The organism is Shewanella sp. MM_2022_3 (genome assembly GCF_022557375.1).
Classification (GTDB): domain Bacteria; phylum Pseudomonadota; class Gammaproteobacteria; order Enterobacterales; family Shewanellaceae; genus Shewanella; species Shewanella xiamenensis.
Genome location: NZ_JAKZGV010000001.1, coordinates 216,483 through 238,537 on the forward strand (window position 1 = coordinate 216,483; position 22,055 = coordinate 238,537).

Here is a 22,055-nt window from a genome sequence, read left to right on the forward strand (position 1 = left end):
TAACTATGAACCCAAAAAAACCATTAACGCTCTCAACCGCAAAACGTAAAAGTCGAATTTCAGCAAAACTCGCCAAAAAGTCTGAAATTGCCGCTAAAAAACTTGATAAAGATGTCGCCAAGCTCAAGGCAAAGGAATTTAGAGAGAGCGAAGTCCAAAACTCTGCAACCCCAGATATTGTGGCAACTCAGTCTTGGCGCTTAGCCACGCATGCTACAACGCAGCTTGCTAATACCGAACAATCGACAGAGCAAAAATCGAATTCGCAATCGACTACGGCAGATGCAGATATTGATAACCGTCATTCAACTACACAGTCTGCAAGTACTGATTCAGAAAAAACCTTGCTAGAACAACAGCAGCAAGCAAATGCAGCTGAAACACAAACCACAATCATCCCTAAGTTCCAAGATTATGGCTCGAGTGAATCAACCCATTTAGGGCAAGGTCCGCATTTTGACGACACACAGCCTCCCCTTGTTACCCTCAGCCAACTCCCTGAAATTGGAGATATTAAGCAGCAGATTGAACCGACAGCATTAACGGTATCAATGGCGAGGACCACATTGACTCAAAGTGTGCGTCCTCCGATTATTAGCACTGAGCAACACCACACACCACTGAGCATTGACGAACAAGTCACCCATCAATCTATTAAAGAAGATGCCCCAGCGGCGAGCATCTCTGGCAAACTGCATGCCCATGGTGAAGCAATAACGTCACTCCAATGGACAGTCGCAGAACATCAAGGTCAATTTGGTCGCCTTGATATCGATCCAATCACTGGCGAGTGGCATTACCAACTCGATAACAATGCGCCTAAGACTGATGCATTAGCCGAAGGTGAGCATCAAACCGAACAATTTACGGTTACTGTCAGCGGTCCCAATGGCGAACAAGTCAGCACTCTAATCATCATTGATGTCGAAGGCAGTAACGATCTGCCCCAAATTTTAGGATCGCACCTTGCTAGCATTAATGCGGCGGACTCCTTGCAGACAGTGATGGGGCAACTACGCAGTGTCGATCCCGATCATAACGATGTAATCACTTGGGCAGTGCTTGATGGACAAGGTCAATATGGCCAACTAAGCATCAATCCACTCACGGGCCAATGGCAATACCAACTAAATAACCATGCAAACGCCACGCTTGCTCTATTCTCTGGCCAACAGGTGACGGAAACCTTTACCGTCACAGCAACCGATCAATCAGGCCATCCAGTAAGCCAACAAGTCAGTATTCAAGTGAATGGCGCTGATGATGCCGCTATCATTCAAGGCGAGATGACAGGTTTAGTGACGGAAGATACTCAGACGATCAACGGTCAATTAACGGTATCAGGCCAATTAAGCATCCAAGATCCAGATAAGAATCAAGCGCATTTTTCGGCAGATTCATTACAAGGACAATTTGGCTATCTCACGATCGATGTAAACGGCCATTGGATCTACAACGCTGATAACACCCAAGCAACCATTCAAAGCCTTAGATCGGGTGAACATCTAACCGATACTTTTATCATCCACAGCGCCGATGGCACCGCGCAAAACATCACAGTCACGATTAACGGGACCGATGATAAGGCCGAAATATCAGGTACAACCTCGGCCTCACTCACTGAAGATAGTGACACATACCAAGGCATGCTTAGAGCTAATGGCAACCTTACCATTACAGATAACGACCACGGACCACACTTATTTACAGCGACCGAGCAATCTGGTCAGTTTGGCACCCTCACCATTGATGAATTAGGCCACTGGACCTACATCGCAGATAACTCGCAAACAGCAATTCAAGCACTCAAAACCGGAGAATCCATCACTGATACCCTTGTGGTGCAAACCCAAGATGGCACACAGCAAACCATCTCCATCACCATTCATGGTACCGATGATCACTCTGTGATTAGGGGCACATCAGTAGTGAGAGTGTTTGAAGACAAACGCCTTTCTCAAGGACAACTCCATACAGATGGTCAACTCTGGGTCAGCAATCCCGATACCGGGCGAGCAGGATTTGCAGCCGAACAGCGCCAAGGTCAATTCGGCGTATTATCTATCAATAGTGATGGCCATTGGACCTACATAGCAGACAACAACAATCCCAGCATACAAGCTCTCAAACATGGCGAATTCGTAACTGAAACCCTGTTTGTAAAAGCGTTGGATGGAACGACCCAAAAGATCGAGATCCTGATCAAAGGTGCTGATGATAAAGCGATTATCGGTGGAACCGACACTGCAACGCTTGTCGAGGATCAATCTGTCCAGCATGGGCAATTACAGGCACACGGCACATTAACCATAACCGATCCCGATGCAGGCCAAGCCCAGTTCGCGGCACTAACCGATGTCACAGGCAGTGCTGGCTACGGACATTTCAGCATAGACGCTACCGGTAACTGGACCTACACAGCCAATAACACACTAACAGCTATTCAGCAGCTCAATACCGGTGAGCACCTCACTGATAGCCTGACAATATCGAGTGCAGACGGCACAAACCACACACTAACAGTGACGATAACGGGCAGCGACGATGCACCAGTAGTGGCTCAAAGCTTGGTCACAACGACTGCAACGGAAGATACTGCCTTCAGCTTCAGCATTCCTGCGGGCACCTTTGCCGATATCGATACCGGCGATACATTGATTTTGAGCACCGGCAGCTTGCCGGCCTGGCTGCACTTCGATGCGGCTACAGGCACCTTCTCGGGTACGCCCACCAATGGCGATGTGGGCACAACACACGTCACTCTCACTGCAACCGACAGCAGCGGCGCAAAAGTGAGCACCACCTTTGAGCTCACCGTGAACAACACCAACGATGTGCCCACGCTGAATCCGATTGCCACGGTGCACACCACCGAAGATGGCGCACAGGTCACTGGGCAGTTCACCGCGACGGATCCCGACAGTGGCGATACGCTCACCTTCAGTATCGCGCAGCCAGTGGATGGTCTCTCCGTCAACACCGACGGCAGTTGGCGCTTCGACCCCAGTCATGCCAGCTACCAGCACCTGGCAGCCGGCCAGACGCTGACGCTCACCATTCCTGTTACAGTGACCGATGCCGCTGGCGCGACCAGCTCCCAGGACTTAGTAATCAAGCTCAACGGCAGCAACGATGGCGCGACTATCGGCGGAGTCAGCACTGGCAGTGCCAAAGAAGACAACGCCCAGATCACCACCGGCCAGCTCAGTGTGGCCGATGTGGACGATGGTGAAGCACACTTCGTAGCGCAGACCGACACGGCTGGCACTTACGGCCACTTTAGCCTGAGTGCAGACGGCCGATGGAGCTACCAGCTCGACAACAGTAAGCCAGAAATCCAGCAGCTCAGCGAAGGAGTGATGCTGCACGAAAACTTCACAGTACATAGCGCCGACGGCACGACTCACACGATTTCCGTCGATATCGTCGGCACGAACGATGCGCCAGTGCTTGCAGCGCAAAGCCAATCGGTCAGCGAAGATGGCTCGTTGCTCACTGGCCAGATGGTGGCTACGGATGTGGATACCGGCGACACACTTACCTTCAGTCTCGCCAATGCAGTCGATGGCTTTACGCTCAACGCCGATGGCAGCTACAGCTTCGCCCCAGCCAATGCGGCTTACCAACACCTTGCCGCAGGCCAGACTGAGACGCTCACAATCCCAATCACAGTCACCGACAGCACTGGCGCAACTAGCACTGCGAACCTGACAATTACGCTCACAGGCAGCAACGATGGCGCCATCATTAGTGGCACAGATGCCGATACGGTCACTGAAGACACCCAGCTCACGACTGGTGGCCAGCTCACGGTCACCGACATCGACGACCAGGAGTCAGCCTTCACGGCGCAAGCGAACACCGCGGGCAGCTACGGCAACTTCACGCTGGCGGCCGATGGCCACTGGACCTACACGCTGGACAACAAGAACAGTGCAGTTCAGGCCCTTGGCCAAAACGCCACACTGACCGACAGCCTGACCGTGCAGTCGGTGGACGGCACGACCCACACCATCACTGTCACCATCAACGGCCATGATGATGGCGCAGTGATTGCTGGCGTGGACAGCGGCGCAGTCACTGAAGACAGTAACGTGACTACTGGAAAAATCACCACGTCTGGACAACTGACGATCAGCGATCCGGACGCGGGCCAGGACCACTTCACCGCACAAACCCATGTGGCGGGCAGTTATGGCACGTTCAGCCTCGATCAAGCAGGACACTGGACTTACGTCAGCGATAACAACCAAAGTGCCATTCAGCAACTCAAGGCGGGCGACCCCCTCACCGACAGCCTTACCGTCCAATCAGTGGGCGGCACGACCCACACCGTCACCGTCACAATCACCGGCAGCAATGATGCGCCAGTACTTATCGCGCAAAGCCAATCTGTAACCGAAGATGGCAACAAACTCAGCGGACAGATGGTTGCCACCGATATGGATACCGGTGACACACTTATCTTCAGTCTCGCCAATGCGGTCGATGGCTTTACGCTCAACGCCGATGGCAGCTACAGCTTCGATCCATCCAATGCAGCTTATCAACACCTTGCCGCAGGCCAGACGCAGACGCTCACCATTCCGGTCAGCGTGACCGACAGTGCGGGGGCGACCGCCACCCAGCAGTTGGTTATCACCGTCACAGGCAGCAACGATGGCGCCATCATCAGCGGCACAGATGCCGGTACGGTCACCGAAGACACCCAGCTCACAACTGGTGGCCAACTCACGGTCACCGACATCGACGACCAGGAGTCGGCCTTCACGGCGCAGGCCAAGACCGCGGGCAGCTACGGCAGCTTCACGCTGGCGGCCGATGGCCACTGGACCTACACGCTAAATAATAGTCTCCCAGCAGTCCAAGCCCTAGGCCAAAACGGCACACTGACCGACAGCCTGACCGTGCAGTCGGTGGACGGCACGACCCACACCATCACAGTAACCATCAACGGCCATGATGACGGCGCCCTGATTGCAGGTATCGATAGCGGCACCGTCACTGAAGACGCCAACCTGACGGCTGGCCAGCTCGAAACCCATGGACAACTGACGATCAGCGATCCGGATGCGGGCCAGGACCATTTTACTGCACAAACCCATGTGGCGGGCAGTTATGGCACGTTCAGCCTCGACGCCGACGGTCAGTGGCGCTACAGCGCTGACAACAGCCAAACCGCTATCCAGCAACTCAAGGCGGGCGAAACCCTCACCGACAGCCTAACCGTCCAGTCTGTTGGCGGTACGACCCACACAGTGACCATCACCCTGACTGGCACGAACGATGCGCCAGTGCTCACGGCGCAAAGCCAATCGGTCACCGAAGATGGCAACAAACTCAGCGGACAGATGGTTGCCACCGATGTGGATACCAGCGACAGCCAAACCTTTAGCACCACAGCCCAGACGGCTGGCTTTACGCTCAACGGCGATGGCAGCTATAGCTTTGACCCCAGTAACGCGGCCTACCAACATCTGGCTCAAGGCCAGACTGAGACACTGACCATTCCGGTCAGCGTGACCGACAGTGCGGGAGCAACCACCACCCAGCAGCTGGTTATCACCGTCAGCGGCAGCAACGATGGCGCCATCATCAGCGGCACAGATGCCAGCGCAGTCACCGAAGACACCCAGCTCACGACTGGTGGCCAACTCACGGTCACCGACATCGACGACCAGGAGTCAGCCTTCACGGCGCAGGCCAAGACCGCAGGCAGCTATGGCAGCTTCACGCTGGCGGCCGATGGCCACTGGACCTACACGCTCAATAATAGTCTCCCAGCAGTCCAGGCCCTTGGCCAGAACGCCACGCTGACCGACAGCCTTGCTGTGCAGTCGATGGATGGCACGACACACACCATCACCGTCACCATCAACGGCCATGATGATGGTGCCGTGATTGCAGGTGTCGATAGTGGTACCGTCACGGAAGACTGTAACGTGACTACTGGAAAAATCACCACGTCTGGACAATTGACGATCAGTGACCCGGATGCAGGCCAGGACCATTTCACTGCACAAACCAATGTGGCGGGCAGTTATGGTACGTTCAGCCTCGATCAAGCAGGACACTGGACTTACGTCAGCGATAACAGCCAAACCGCGGTTCAACAACTCAAGGCGGGCGAAACCCTCACCGACAGCCTTACCGTCCAGTCTGTTGGCGGTACGACCCACACAGTCACAGTCACCCTTACTGGCAGCAATGATGCGCCGGTACTTACCGCGCAAAGCCAATCGGTCACCGAAGATGGCAACAAACTCAGCGGACAGATGGTCGCCACGGACGTGGATACCGGTGACACACTTACCTTCAGTCTCGCCAATGCGGTCGATGGCTTTACGCTCAACGCCGATGGCAGCTACAGCTTTGACCCAGCCAATGCAGCTTATCAACACCTTGCCGCCGGCCAGACTGAAACACTGACCATTCCGGTCAGCGTGACCGACAGCGCAGGCGCGACAGCCACCCAGCTGCTGGTTATCACCGTCACAGGCAGCAACGATGGCGCCATCATTAGCGGCACAGATGCTGGCTGGGTCATCGAAGACACCCAGCTCACGACTGGTGGCCAACTCACGGTCACCGACATCGACGACCAGGAGTCGGCCTTCACGGCGCAAGCGAACACTGCGGGCAGCTACGGCAACTTCACGCTGGCGGCCGATGGTCACTGGACCTACACGCTGGACAACAAGAACAGTGCGGTTCAGGCCCTTGGCCAAAACGCCACGCTGACCGACAGCCTGACCGTGCAGTCGATGGACGGCACGACACACACCGTCACGGTCACCATCAACGGCCATGATGATGGCGCCGTGATTGCAGGTGTCGATAGCGGCGCAGTCACGGAAGACAGTAACGTGACTACTGGAAAAATCACCATGTCTGGACAACTGACGATCAGCGACCCAGATGCGGGCCAGGACCACTTCACTGCACAAACCAATGTGGCGGGCAGTTATGGCAGCTTCAGCCTCGACGCCGACGGTCAGTGGCACTATAGCGCCGACAACAGCCAAACCGCTATCCAGCAACTAAAAGCCGGCGCCACGCTCACCGACAGCCTCATCGTTACCAGCGCCGATGGCACCAATCATACCGTCACAGTGACCCTTACTGGCAGCAATGACGCACCAGTGCTCACTGCGCAAAGCCAATCTGTAACCGAAGATGGCTCGTTGCTCACGGGCCAGATGGTCGCTACGGATATGGATACCGGTGACACACTCACCTTCAGCCTCGCTAATTCGGTAGATGGCTTTACGCTCAATGCCGATGGCAGCTACAGCTTTGATCCATCCAATGCGGCCTACCAACACCTGGCTGCTGGCCAGACGCAGACGCTCACCATTCCGGTCAGCGTAACCGACAGCGCGGGGGCAAGCGCCACCCAGCAGTTGGTTATCACCGTCAGCGGCAGCAACGATGGCGCCGTCATTAGTGGCACAGATGCCGGTACGGTCACCGAAGACACCCAGCTCACAACCCAAGGCCAACTCACGGTCACCGACATCGACGACCAGGAGTCTGCCTTCACGGCGCAAGCGAACACAGCAGGCAGCTACGGCAGCTTCACGCTGGCGGCCGATGGCCACTGGACCTACACGCTGGACAACAAGAACAGTGCAGTTCAGGCCCTTGGCCAGAACGCCACGCTAACCGACAGCCTGACCGTGCAGTCGGTAGACGGCACGACCCACGCCATCACAGTAACCATCAACGGCCATGATGACGGCGCCCTGATTGCAGGTGTCGATAGCGGCACAGTCACAGAAGACAGTAACGTGGCTACCGGAAAAATCACCACGTCTGGACAACTGACAATCAGCGATCCGGATGCAGGCCAAGACCATTTCACCGCACAAACCAATGTGGCGGGCAGTTATGGCACGTTCAGCCTCAACGCCGACGGTCAGTGGCGCTACAGCGCTGACAACAGCCAAACCGCTATCCAGCAACTCAAAGCCGGTGCCACGCTCACCGACAGCTTCACCGTTACCAGCGCCGATGGCACCAATCATACCGTCACAGTGACCCTCACTGGCAGCAACGACGCGCCAGTGCTCACCGCGCAAAGCCAATCCGTGACGGAAGACGGCAGCCGCCTCAGCGGTCAGATGGTCGCCACCGATGTGGATCAGGGCGACACCTTGCACTTCAGCATTGGCACCCGCGTCGCGGGCTTCACCCTGAACGCCGATGGCAGCTACAGCTTTGACCCCAGTAACGCGGCCTACCAATACTTGGCCCAAGGCCAGACGCTGACGCTCACCATTCCGGTCAGCGTGACCGACAGCACTGGCGCAACTAGCACTGCGAACCTGACGATTACGCTCACCGGCACCAACGACGGCGCAACCCTCACCGATCACGGCACGCCCGGCCAGATCAAGGAAGATCTGCACACCGCCATCGAAGGCCATCTCAGCGTGCGCGATGTGGACAGTGGCGAAGGCCTCTTCCCTGCCCAGCAAGGCGCGGGCCTGAGCGGTTACGGCAGCTTTGTTCTGACCCCGCAGGCCAACGGCCAGGCCTATTGGCGCTACAGCGTCGACAACAGCAAGACTGAGATCCAGCAGCTTGGCGAAGGCCAGCTCCTGCACGACAGCTTCACCGTACATAGCGCCGACGGCACCACTCACACAATTTCCGTCGATATCGTCGGCACGAACGATGTGCCAGTGCTCACCGCGCAAAGCCAATCGGTCAGCGAAGATGGCAACAAACTCAGCGGACAGATGGTCGCCACGGATGTGGATACGGGTGACACACTCTCTTTCAGCCTCGCCAATGCGGTCGATGGCTTTACGCTCAACGCCGATGGCAGCTATAGCTTTAACCCCAGTAACGCGGCCTACCAACACCTAGCCCAAGGCCAGACTGAGACGCTCTCTATTCCCATCACAGTCACCGACAGCGCTGGCGCAACTAGTACTGCGAATTTGACGATTACGCTCACAGGCAGCAACGATGGCGCCGTCATTAGCGGCACAGATACTGGCGCGGTCACCGAAGACACCCTTCTCACAATCCAAGGCCAACTCACGGTCACCGACATCGACGACCAAGAGTCTGCCTTCACAGCGCAAGCGAACACCGCAGGCAGCTACGGCAGCTTCACGCTGGCGGCCGATGGCCACTGGACCTACACGCTCGATAACAGTCTCCCAGCAGTTCAGGCCCTAGGTCAGAACGCCACACTGACCGACAGCCTGACCGTGCAGTCGGTGGACGGCACGACCCACACCATCACAGTGACCATCAACGGCCATGATGACGGCGCCATGATTGCGGGGGTTGATAGCGGCGCAGTCACTGAAGACAGTAACGTGACGACTGGAAAAATCAGCACATCTGGACAACTGACAATCACCGATCCGGATGCGGGCCAGGACCATTTCACCGCACAAACCAATGTGGCGGGCAGTTACGGCACGTTCAGCCTCGACGCCGACGGTCAATGGCACTACAGCGCCGACAACAGTCAGAGCGCGGTTCAGCAACTCAAGGCAGGCGAAACCCTCACTGACAGTCTTACCGTGCAATCGGTGGGCGGCACGACCCACACAGTCACCGTCACCCTGACTGGCACGAACGATGCGCCGACTGTCACAGCGGGCACAGATATGGGATCGATTGGCGATGCATGCAGCCAGACCTACACCCAGACTCAGTTGCTGGCTCTGGTTCACGCCAGCGACGTTGACCACGACACCACGCTTTCGATCAGCAGCGTCAGCATTGACGCCCAGTACGGTACGTTTAGCCGCCACGGCGACAACTGGGTATTTACACCGATTACTGGCGTTACAGGGGACAAGGTACCAGTCACGATTACCGTCTCTGACGGCACGACAACAAGTAATGCTCAGAGCACTCTCACCATCGAAGCACACGGCCTATTAGCTATAAACAGTATCGACAACTCTCTGGCGGTGCAGACTACTGCTGGAGACATCCACCATGTTCACGGCGCCAATCACCCGGGCCAAAGTGGGCATTGGAGCGGTAATGCTTACGAGGTTACCACTGGCGATATCACCGTCCACGGCTCGGCCGTTCGCGTCTACGATGGCAGCAGTGTTACTGTGCACCTCGTTGATAAGCTCAACCCAGCTAATACCTTCGACCTCACCACGACCGTTACCGGCGGCCTGTGGACAGTCACTGTGCCGCACTCCCAGATAGATAAGGTCGGCAACCACGAATGGGCGGTGGACGTCACCACCACCGACCGCTATGGCACTACCCTGCACACCACAACCGAGATCATCGACGAAGGTAGTCTTAGCAAGGCGGTCACTGAAGGCGGTACTATCGCCACACTCGACCTGCTCGACGGTGCCGATGGCATGACGGTACAAAACCTCATGTATTCCACCGACGGCAAGCATTTCTCCAGCACTGTTCCGGGCGGTTTTATCTTCAGTCAGGATAGCCACTCCCTCCAGATCGACCCAACCCACCCAGACTATGATCGTCTGGCCGCCGGCGCGACGCACACCATCTACCTTAAGTACGACATCAGCGAGACGGTCGGTAGCGCAACGCAAACTGTGCATCAAACAGCTTTGATTACCTTCAATGGCACTAACGATGCACCCGTTATTTCGGCGGTAACCGGTACCTCTGGTTCTATCACCGAAGATTCAGCGACAACGACCACTAGCGGCACACTGACAGCCTCAGATGTTGATGCAGGTTCGCACCTCGCATGGTCGATTGCTAATACCGTTGGCACCTACGGCAGTGTGGCCATCGACGCGGACAGCGGTCAATGGACCTACACGATCGATAACCATCGCGCAGCGACCCAAGGGCTGGCGGGTGGACAATCTGGCAGCGAGACCTTTACCATTACCGTTACCGATGAGCACGGTGCAACAGCGACTCAGACCCTAACTATCGCCGTCGCAGGCACCAACGATGGCGCGGTGATCAGTGGTGTAGACAGCGGTACCACAACAGAAGACGCCTCACGGGTAGTCTCCGGCCAATTAACGGTGAGCGACACAGACAATGGCGAAGCTCACTTCAACGCGCAAATCGATACAGCTGGCACCTACGGCAGCTTCAACCTCGACACAGATGGCCTGTGGGCCTACCAGCTAGACAACAACAAGCCCGAGGTGCAGGCACTCAAGACTGGGCAGCACGTGACGGATACTTTTACGGTGACCAGTGCCGATGGCACGACGCACCAAGTCATAGTAACCATTGCAGGTAAGGACGACGGCGCAATGATCGGTGGCGCCGACCAGGGCACAGTCACCGAGGATCTGTCCGTCAAGAAGGGCCAATTGCAGACGAGTGGCCAACTAAGCATCAGCGACCCAGACCTCGGCCAAGCACACTTCACGGTGCAGCCCAATACGGCAGGAACCTATGGCCACTTCAGCCTGAGCGAAGACGGACAGTGGAGTTATCGTGCTGACAACCACCAGTCAGCCATCCAGCAACTCAAAGCCGGTGCCACGCTCACCGACAGCTTCACCGTTACCAGCGCCGATGGCACTAATCATACAGTCACCGTTACCCTCACTGGCAGCAACGACGCGCCGGTACTCACCGCGCAAAGCCAATCCGTCAGTGAAGATGGCGCCCAACTCACCGGACAGATGGTTGCCACGGATGTGGATACCGGTGATACACTCACCTTTAGTCTCGCCAATGCGGTCGATGGCTTCACGCTGAACGCCGATGGCAGCTACAGCTTCGCCCCATCCCACGCCAGCTACCAACATCTAGCCCAAGGCCAGACTGAGACGCTCACCATCCCCGTCACAGTGACCGACAGCGCCGGGGCCAGCAGCACGCAGAACCTGACGATTACGCTCACAGGTACCAACGATAGCGCCAAGATCAACGACCATGGAACACCCGGCCAAATCAAAGAAGACCAGCATACTGCCATAGAAGGCCATATCAGCGTCAGCGATACAGACAGCGGTGAAAGTGTGTTCCCCAATCAAGAGGGGAGCAGTCTAAACGGCTACGGAAACTTTATTTTGACCCCGCAAGCCAATGGCCAAGCTTATTGGCGCTACACAGCCAATCACACTAAGCTCGCGATCCAACAGCTGAATGAAGGTCAGATTCTACATGACAGCTTCACCGTACATAGCGCCGACGGCACCACTCACACGATTTCCGTCGATATCGTCGGCACGAACGATGCGCCGGTACTTACCGCGCAAAGCCAATCTGTCAGCGAAGATGGCACCAAACTCAGTGGGCAGATGGTTGCTACCGATGTGGATACCGGCGACAGCCAAAGCTTTAGCACCACCGCCCAGACGGCGGGCTTTACGCTCAACGCCGATGGCAGCTATAGCTTTGACCCCAGTAACGCGGCCTACCAACACCTTGCCGCAGGCCAGACTCAGACGCTCACCATTCCGGTCAGCGTGACCGACAGTGCTGGCGCAACTAGCACTGCGAATTTGACGATTACGCTCACTGGCAGCAACGATGGCGCCCTCATCAGCGGCACAGATACTGGCGCGGTCACCGAAGACACCCAGCTCACGACTAGCGGCCAACTCGCGGTCACCGATATCGACGACCAGGAGTCGGCCTTCACGGCGCAAGCGAACACCGCGGGCAGCTACGGCAGCTTCACGCTGGCAGCCGATGGCCGCTGGACCTACACGCTGGACAACAAGAACAGTGCGGTTCAGGCCCTTGGCCAGAACGCCACGCTGACCGACAGCCTGACCGTGCAGTCGGTGGACGGCACAACCCACACCATCACAGTCACCATCAACGGCCATGATGACGGCGCTGTGATTGCAGGTGTCGATAGCGGCGCGGTCACTGAAGACGCCAACCTGACGGCTGGCCAGCTCGAAACCCATGGTCAACTGACGATCAGCGATCCGGACGCGGATCAGGACCATTTCACCGCACAAACCCATGTGGCGGGCAGTTATGGCACGTTCAGCCTCGACGCCGACGGCCAGTGGCACTACAGCGCCGACAACAGCCAAACCGCTATCCAGCAGCTCAAAGCGGGCGAAATCCTCACCGACAGCCTTACCGTCCAATCAGTGGGCGGCACGACCCACACCGTCACTATCACAATCACCGGCAGCAACGATGCCCCAGTGCTTACCGCGCAAAGCCAATCTGTAACCGAAGATGGCTCGTTGCTCACTGGCCAGATGGTGGCCACGGATGTGGATACCGGTGACACACTCACCTTCAGTCTCGCCAATTCGGTAGATGGCTTTACGCTCAACGCCGATGGCAGCTACAGCTTCGATCCGTCCAATGCGGCCTACCAACACCTAGCCCAAGGCCAGACCCTGAACCTGACGATTCCGATCACGGTGACCGACAGCGCGGGCGCGAGCAGCACGCAGAACCTCAGCCTGAACCTGACTGGTACCAACGACGGCGCGGTGATTGGCGGTGACATTAGCGCCGCGACCACGGAGGACTCAACACAGGCGACCAGAGGCCGACTGACCATCACGGATGTCGATGACGGCGAAGCGCACTTCGTGGCGCAAAGCAATACCGCCGGTACTTATGGCAGCTTCACGCTGCTGGACAATGGCCAGTGGAGCTATCAGCTCGACAACAGCAAGCACGAGGTACAAGCGCTCAAGGACGGCCAGCAGGTGACAGACACCTTCACCGTGACCAGCGCCGATGGCGGCCTGCATCAGGTGACCGTCACGATTACCGGCAAGAACGATGCCGCGGTCATCACCGGGGAGGATCACCAGACCCTGACCGAAGACCAGAACGTCAGCGGCGGCCAGCTCATCGCCCAAGGCCAGCTGCACGCCAGCACGCCGGACGCCGGTGGCGACCAGTTCACGCCCCTCTCAGACCTGGCCGGCAAGTTCGGCCATCTCTCGCTGGGTGCGGATGGCCATTGGGTCTACAAGGCCGACAACAACAGCCCCGCCGTGCAGGCCTTGGGCGCGGGACAGAGCGCCACCGAGAGCTTCACCGTGCACAGCGTCGACGGTACGGCCCACACCCTGAGCCTGAGCATCCAGGGCGCCGACGAGATCCAGCACGACCTTTTGTCCAGCATCGTCAGCACGCTCAAGAGCAACGTGTTCCTGTTCAAACAGATCGGCAACGCGATCGACGCCAAGGATGCGGGCAGTCTGGGCAACGTGGTTCTCAGCTTCTACGGCGGCAACCCCCACGTGGTGGATGCGGATGGCCATGTGCTGGCCAGTGGCAGCAACCAGGGCATGTTCGGCTACGACATCGGCCTCGGTCAGGTGGTGGACTTGCTGAAGAGCCATCCGGGTGCGCGGCTGGTGCTGGACGGGCCGGTGGGCGGCTCCGGTGCTTTCTACTTGCACGACAGCGGTGACCAGGGGCAGCTGCACTACGCCGGCAATGTGCGCTACAACGTGCACAACAACACCTTGGGCAGTGTGCCCATCGACGGCCTGCCCACCCCCTTGAGCGCAGCGGGAGCCGTGCCCGATGCCAGCGACTCGCTGACCATCTCGGTCACCGACATCCGCGTCGATCACGCCGGCCAGCTGCAGACCAGCGGCCAGCTCAGCATCAGCGACGCCGATGCCGGCGAGAGCCACTTCAACGCGCAGAAGGATGTGGCCGGCACCTACGGCAGCTTCAGCATTGATGCCAGCGGCCACTGGGTTTACAGCGTGGACAACGGCCAGTCGGCGGTGCAGAACCTGCAGGCCGGCGCCCAACTGACCGACAGCTTCATGGTGACCAGTGCCGATGGCACCAGCCATGTGGTTTCGGTGGCGGTCTACGGCAAGAACGACGCCCCGGTGCTGTTCGCGCAAACTCAGTCGGTGAGTGAAGACGGCGCCCTGCTCAGCGGCCAGATGCAGGCCAGCGACGCGGATGCGGGCGACACCCTGAGCTTCCACATCGACCAGCCGGTGGCCGGCCTCACCCTGAACGCCGACGGCAGCTACAGCTTCGACCCGTCCAACGCGGCCTACCAGCACCTGGCCGCCGGCCGGACCGAGACGCTGACCATCCCGGTCACCGTGACTGACGGCGCCGGGGCCAGCAGCACTCAGAACCTGACGATTACGCTCACCGGCACCAACGACGGCGCCACCATCACTGACCACGGCACGCCCGGCCAGATCAAGGAAGACCAGCACACCGCCATCGAAGGCCACCTCAGCGTGGGCGATGTGGACAGCGGCGAAGGCCTCTTCCCGGCCCAGCAGGGCGCGGGCCTGAGCGGCTACGGCAGCTTTACCCTGACCCCGCAGGCCAACGGCCAGGCCTATTGGCGCTACAGCGTCGACAACAGCAAGACTGAGATCCAGCGGCTTGGCGAAGGCCAGCTCCTGCACGACAGCTTCACCGTACATAGCGCCGACGGCACCACTCACACGATTTCCGTCGATATCATCGGCACAAACGATGCGCCAGTGCTCACGGCGCAAAGCCAATCGGTAACCGAAGATGGCTCGTTGCTCACTGGCCAAATGGTTGCCACGGATGTGGATATCGGTGACACACTCACCTTCAGTCTCGCCAATTCGGTAGATGGCTTTACGCTCAACGCCGATGGCAGCTACAGCTTCGAGCCAATTGACGCGGCCTACCAACATCTGGCTCAAGGCCTGACTGAGACACTGACCATTCCGGTCAGCGTGACCGACAGTGCAGGCGCAACCGCCACCCAGCAGCTGGTTATCACTGTCAGCGGCAGCAACGATGGCGCCGTCATCAGCGGCACGGATGCCGGTGCGGTCACCGAAGACACCCAGCTCACCACGGCGGGCCAGCTCACCGTCACCGACATCGATGATCAGGAAGCCGCCTTCACGGCACAGACGAAGGCCGCTGGCAGCTATGGCAGCTTCACGCTCGCGGCGGACGGCCACTGGACCTACACGCTGGACAACACCAACCCGACTGTTCAAGCGCTCTCACAGACCGGCACACTGACCGACAGCCTCACTGTTCAGTCGGTCGACGGCACCACTCACCAGATCACCGTTACCATCAACGGCCATGATGATGGCGCAGTGATTGCGGGAGTGGACAGCGGCACCGTCACTGAAGACGCCAACCTGACGGCAGACCAGCTCGAAACCCATGGAAAACTGACAATCACCGACCCGGATACGGGCCAGGACCACTTCACCGCACAAACCAATGTGGCGGGCAGTTACGGCACGTTCAGCCTCGACGCCGACGGCCAGTGGCACTACAGCGCCGACAACAGTCAGAGCGCGGTTCAACAACTCAAGGCGGGCGAAACCCTCACCGACAGTATCACCGTCCAGTCTGTGGGCGGCACGACCCACACAGTGACCATCACCATCAACGGCCATGATGACGGCGCCGTGATTGCGGGTGTCGATAGCGGCACCGTCACTGAAGATGCCAACCTGACCGCAGGCCAGCTCGAAACCCATGGACAACTCACAATCAGCGACCCGGATGCAGGCCAGGACCATTTCACCGCACAAACCAATGTGGCGGGCAGTTACGGCACGCTCAGCCTCGACGCCGACGGTCAGTGGCGCTACAGCGCCGATAACAGCCAAAGTGCCATTCAGCAGCTCAAGGCGGGCGAAACCCTCACCGACAGCTTCACCGTTACCAGCGCCGATGGCACTAACCATGCAGTCACAGTGACCCTCACTGGTAGCAACGATGCACCAGTGCTCACGGCGCAAAGCCAATCGGTCACCGAAGATGGCGCCAAACTCACCGGGCAGATGGTGGTCACGGATGTGGATACCGGTGACACACTCTCCTTCAGTCTCGCCAATGGGGTCGATGGCTTCACGCTCAACACCGATGGCAGCTACAGCTTCGACCCAGCCAGTGCGGCTTACCAACATCTAGCCCAAGGCCAGACTGAGACGCTCACTATCCCCATCACAGTTACCGACAGCACTGGCGCAACTAGCACTGCGAATTTGACGATTACGCTCACTGGCACCAACGATGGTGCCACCATCAGCGGCGTCGACACAGGCCGAGTGATTGAAGATCAGAACGTCGATGCCCAAGGTCTACTGCATGCTTCGGGGCAATTACAGATCCAGGATGCCGATGCTGGCCAGTCCAACTTTGTCGCGCAAAATGGCGTGGCAACCCAGTATGGCCATTTCAGCATCGATGCCCTAGGTGCTTGGAGCTACACAGTGGACAACAACAAGCCTGAGGTGCAGGCGCTCAAACCGGGCGGCACGCTGGGCGAGACCGGCAATATGGCCCAGGCGCTAGGGCAAGCTTTGGTGCAGTCCACTATGGAGGGCTTTCATGCAGTGGGCGAGGCGCTGACGCAAGGGCAATCGGGCGCCTTAGCCGGCGTGCTGGATCTGACGGTGCAGGGCGCTGCCATTGTGCTCAGTGGCCCATCGGGCACAACGCCAGTGGTCTATGCGATGGACGCCCAGGGCCGTAGCACGCTCGGGGTGGACGAGCTGCTGAGCTGGCTACATCAGGGCACAGGCTATGAAGTGCACCTGCAAGGCTCGCAGAGCGATGTACAATTCTTCGTCCACGATCGCGGCGATATGGGGGTGCTGCATGGCCTGCCGCTCTCCGGCTCTACCATGCTCACCGACCCGGAGAACGCTGCGGTGCACCTGGCCCTAGCATGGCAGACGCCGCCGTTGCCGGGAGTGCTCAGCGAGGTGGTGAGCGTCATCAGTGCCGAGGGCACGACCCATCAGATCACCCTAAGCATCCAGGGCACGGCCGAGGATGCGGTGATCAGCGGCACTGACAGCGGCACAGTCACCGAGGATCAGAATCTCAATGCCGCCCATCAGTTGGAGGCTCGCGGCCAGTTGCAGGTGACCGATGCCGATGCCGGCCAGGCGGTCTTCCAACCAATTCAGGATCTTGCGGGCCATTACGGCCATCTGAGCCTGGACAAGAATGGTGCCTGGGTTTACCAAGCAGATAACAACAGCAGGGCCGTGCAGGCGCTGGTCAAGGGGCAGACCGTCAGTGACAGCTTTGTTGTGCACAGCTTCGATGGCACGGCACATACCATCAGCGTTGCTCTTCAGGGGGCGGATGATGCATACCTGGATGTGATGGCCCATGTGGCAAACTCACTATTCAACCAGTTGGATCCTTGGCCCGCGATAGGGGGCGCAATCAGTTCGGGCAATATCGCTAACCTGAGTGGCCTTGAGCTGTCCTTTACGGGCGGCACACCCACAGTAGTGGCCGCCGATGGCCATGTATTGGAGAGCTTCACTCATCAAGATTCCTTTGGCACACATATACCACTGGGGCATCTAGTCGAACTGATCAAGAGCCATCCTGGCTCACAACTGATTCTCGAGGGAACGCCGGGCGCTAGCAGTTCGTTCTATGTGAACAACAGTGGCAATCCGCAGCAGCTGGATTATGCGGGCTCCGCCAAATACGACGTTGCCATCAGAACGCTTGGCAGTGTGCCCAACCATAGCCTACTCAACCCGCACGGATCGGCCGCAGTACTGGCCGGTGCCGACGGTGGCAGCGTGCTCGTCGATGGTGACGCTCAACTGCAGACTCAGGGTCACTTGACTGTGCTCGACGCCGATGGTGACCAAGCTCACTTTACCGCCCAGCAAGATGTCAAGGGCCAGTACGGCCAGTTCAGCATCGACGCGCAGGGCCTCTGGCATTACCAAGCCGATGGTCATCAGAGCGCCTTGCTGTTGCTGGCGGCAGGCAAATCCCTGAGCGAAAACTTCACCGTCACCAGCGCTGATGGCACGAGTCACACCGTCACCGTGCAGCTGTTCGGCAGTTCCCAGCGCACCGCCGCCACCATCAGCGGGGTGGACAGCGGAACACTCACCGAGGATACCGCGCAGGCGCAGGTTAGCGGCCAGCTGAGCGTGGTCGACCCTGATGCCGGCGAAGCGCACTTCATCGCCCTGGCCGACGCGAAAGGGCGGCACGGCCACTTCAGCCTCGACGAGCAGGGCGCCTGGCAGTACCGCCTGGATAACACCGACCCCGCCGTGCAGGCGCTCAAGGCCGGTGAGACGCTGACCGACACCCTGATGGTGCACAGCGCCGATGGTAGCAGCCATGAGCTGCACATCACCGTGCAGGGCAGCAATGACGCGCCTGTGCTGCAGGCGCAGAGTCAGTCAGTGACTGAAGACGGCAGCGTGCTACGCGGACAGATGGTGGCGCAAGATGTAGACCATGGCGATGTCCTGAACTTCAGCACCAGTTCCACCACTGCAGGCTTTGTGCTCCATGACGATGGCAGCTACACCTTTGATCCGGCTAATACTGCTTACCAGCATCTGGCCGCCGGCCAGACCCAGAAGCTCACCATTCCGATCACCGTGACCGACGGCGAAGGGGCGAGCGACACAGAAAATCTCATCATTACCATCACCGGCAGAAATGACGTCCCGAAAGTATCCCAAGTCGAGGTGCTAACGGCTAGCCGAGAGGATGCTGTGTTTGTCCTGAGCAAGGCGCAACTCTTGGCGCATGTCAGCGATGTGGATGGCGACAACCTGAGCATCACCAACATTACATCCGATCACGGCAGCTTGGTGAGCCACCGAGACGGCAGCTATACATTCACGCCAGCCGCGAACTACAACGGTCAGGTGACGTTCCACTACGATCTTGTCGATGGGCACGGAGGGCGCGTGAGCCAAACGGCAACCATGATGCTGTCTGCAGCGCCCGATGCGGCAATCATTTCCGGACAAGACAGCGGCTCCGTCACCGAAGACCAGCATGTATTGCGGGGCAAGTTGAGTACGGGGGGCACCCTGAGTGTGACCGACCCGGATGGCGCTGCCGAGTCCCGGCTGATTCCGACCGGCACGACCGCAGGCAGCCTGATATCAGGCGACAAGGGATTGGGGCAATTTGAGGTCGGCGCAAACGGTCACTGGAATTTCGTTGCCAATAACGCTGATCCTCGCATCCAGGCACTGGGGCGACATGACGCTCTTCAGGACACGATAACCGTGCATTCTGTGGACGGCACGGCGCACACCATTACAGTAACGATCAACGGCACGAACGATGCACCTACGCTTGCGGCACAAAGCAAGAGTGTCGCTGAGAATGGTGCACAGTTGAGCGGCAGGATGGTCGCTACCGACGTTGATACAGGCGACACTCAAGCGTTCAGCACCACCGCGAAAATCTCCGGTTTCACATTGCACGCTGACGGCAGTTATACCTTTGACCCCAGTGATGCTGCCTACCAACATCTCGCTCAGGGACAGACGCAAACGCTTACGATCCCTGTCGAGGTGCGGGATGGCTCCGGTGCAACTGCTACAAATAATCTGACTATCCAGATTACGGGAACGAATGATCGCCCCCAAATCACAGGCGTCACAACTCCGCATACCGTAATCAATATTGATGGTGGTGCGTCAGGAGGTGGATTCTCCATTGTTGACGGCGTCGTACACGCAGGCGCCCATCAGCGGGTTTGGCAAGCCTCAGATTACGCAGCTCTGAGTCATAACGCACATGGGAGCAATTCTGTTGGAGATATTTTTGTCTTCAGCGATGCGGCCACTGTTCACGGTGCCGATGGCGGTGGCAGTGATGGGAGAGATCCAAAGGATTACATTGTGCTGGATAAACCTGCTAGTGCTTATCGGATTACCTCGTCTGCTAATCATGTCGATTCAGGCACCAACTATGGAAACGTACAGGTTACGGAGATAGCCACCGGAAAAAGCTGGGGGACCGCCAACAATATAGAGGATATTATTTTTGGTGATGGCACCAGCTACAGCGGCAAATCTTCTGTGCAGAAAACCACATCGGAAGTTGCCATGCCTAATCTGAATGGAGTTTTGACAGTTGTAGAGGGAGGCCCTCGTCTGACTGGTCACATACAAGCCTCGGATGTGGATTCAGGCGATACTAGAACCTTCAGTACCAGTGCACACGTTGCTGGATTTACGCTTAACTCAGACGGTAGTTTCAGTTTCAACCCTGCCGATGCTGCCTATCATCACCTTGCTCAAGGGCATAAACTTTCTCTAGATATTCCGGTGGTAGCAACGGATAAGCATGGCACCAGTGATCAGCGAGTACTTCACCTTGAAATCACTGGTATCGACGACAGTGCGGTGCGCTCTACCAGACCTGCTCCTCCGGCGCCACAGGCACCAAGCACTGACGCTGAACAGCATGCTGGAATTGTGGAGGACGCGCATCATCAGGCTGATCAATCAGATTTGTCGAACCATGCAGCGAGTACTTTGCCTTCCTCAACTGATAGTACAGATGAGAGTCACGACTCGGTGCCGGTATTCACTAAAGTTGTAACCAACGAGCAGGGTGGTACCGGCTCACCGCTCGCTGATTACCTGCACTTTGCGGACACATCGCAACACGTCGATCTTGGCAGTGCGGCGGATGGCACTGCGGTCTCGCCATTGGCAGACTACCTCGGGCCATATACTTTTGGAGAGTTGCAACTCCATGCGCAAACATCATCACAATCAAGTGATGAAGCAAACTTTGAAGCTATAGACAGCGTTAATCTTGATGTTGCAGAGCCGGCTACTCTAGCCACTTCGGCACATGACCTTGATTTGGCGTCAAGTGGCCACTTGAATGTCAGTAGTGTTAACTATGATGCCAGTCTCCTAGTGGGATCTGTAGACGAACAGACTGCTCAAACTAACCCAGCGCAGGATAAATCTGTCGATACAACCCTTTTTGAGGGAGGCAATTTTTCCGCGCAAGCAACCACATCCCCTATCGATCACTATCTGCAAATGGTGGGACTGATGCCCGATTCTATTGAGCAACAACCAACTACACCGATTGAACTGGCAACGTTAAACACACCATCATCAACATTCCAAGATATGGATACTGATATGTTAGATATGGTTACGATTAACCATTTTGAAAATCCACTGATTGAGGAACACAAAACACCTCATTTGGACCAGTATGGCTTTCAGGGAGAACATGCACAATTAGAGGTGAATCCAAACGATGATGATCTCTTACATTCCGCTCTAAACGACATGCACAACCAAATGTAGTCAAAGGGAAGAACAAATATTTATCTTGTTCTCTTCGCTGACCATAACTTATCC

The 22,055-nt window shown here is 57.5% G+C and carries 1 protein-coding gene; it reads left to right on the forward strand.

Going from position 1 to position 22,055, the window contains the following annotated elements; genetic code table 11:
• Nucleotides 1-5 precede the first annotated feature (5 nt).
• On the forward strand, nt 6-22,001 hold the full coding sequence (locus MMG82_RS00925) for a VCBS domain-containing protein (RefSeq protein ID WP_241406271.1): 21,996 nt from the start codon (nt 6-8) through the stop codon (nt 21,999-22,001).
• The last annotated feature ends 54 nt before the right edge of the window (nt 22,002-22,055 follow it).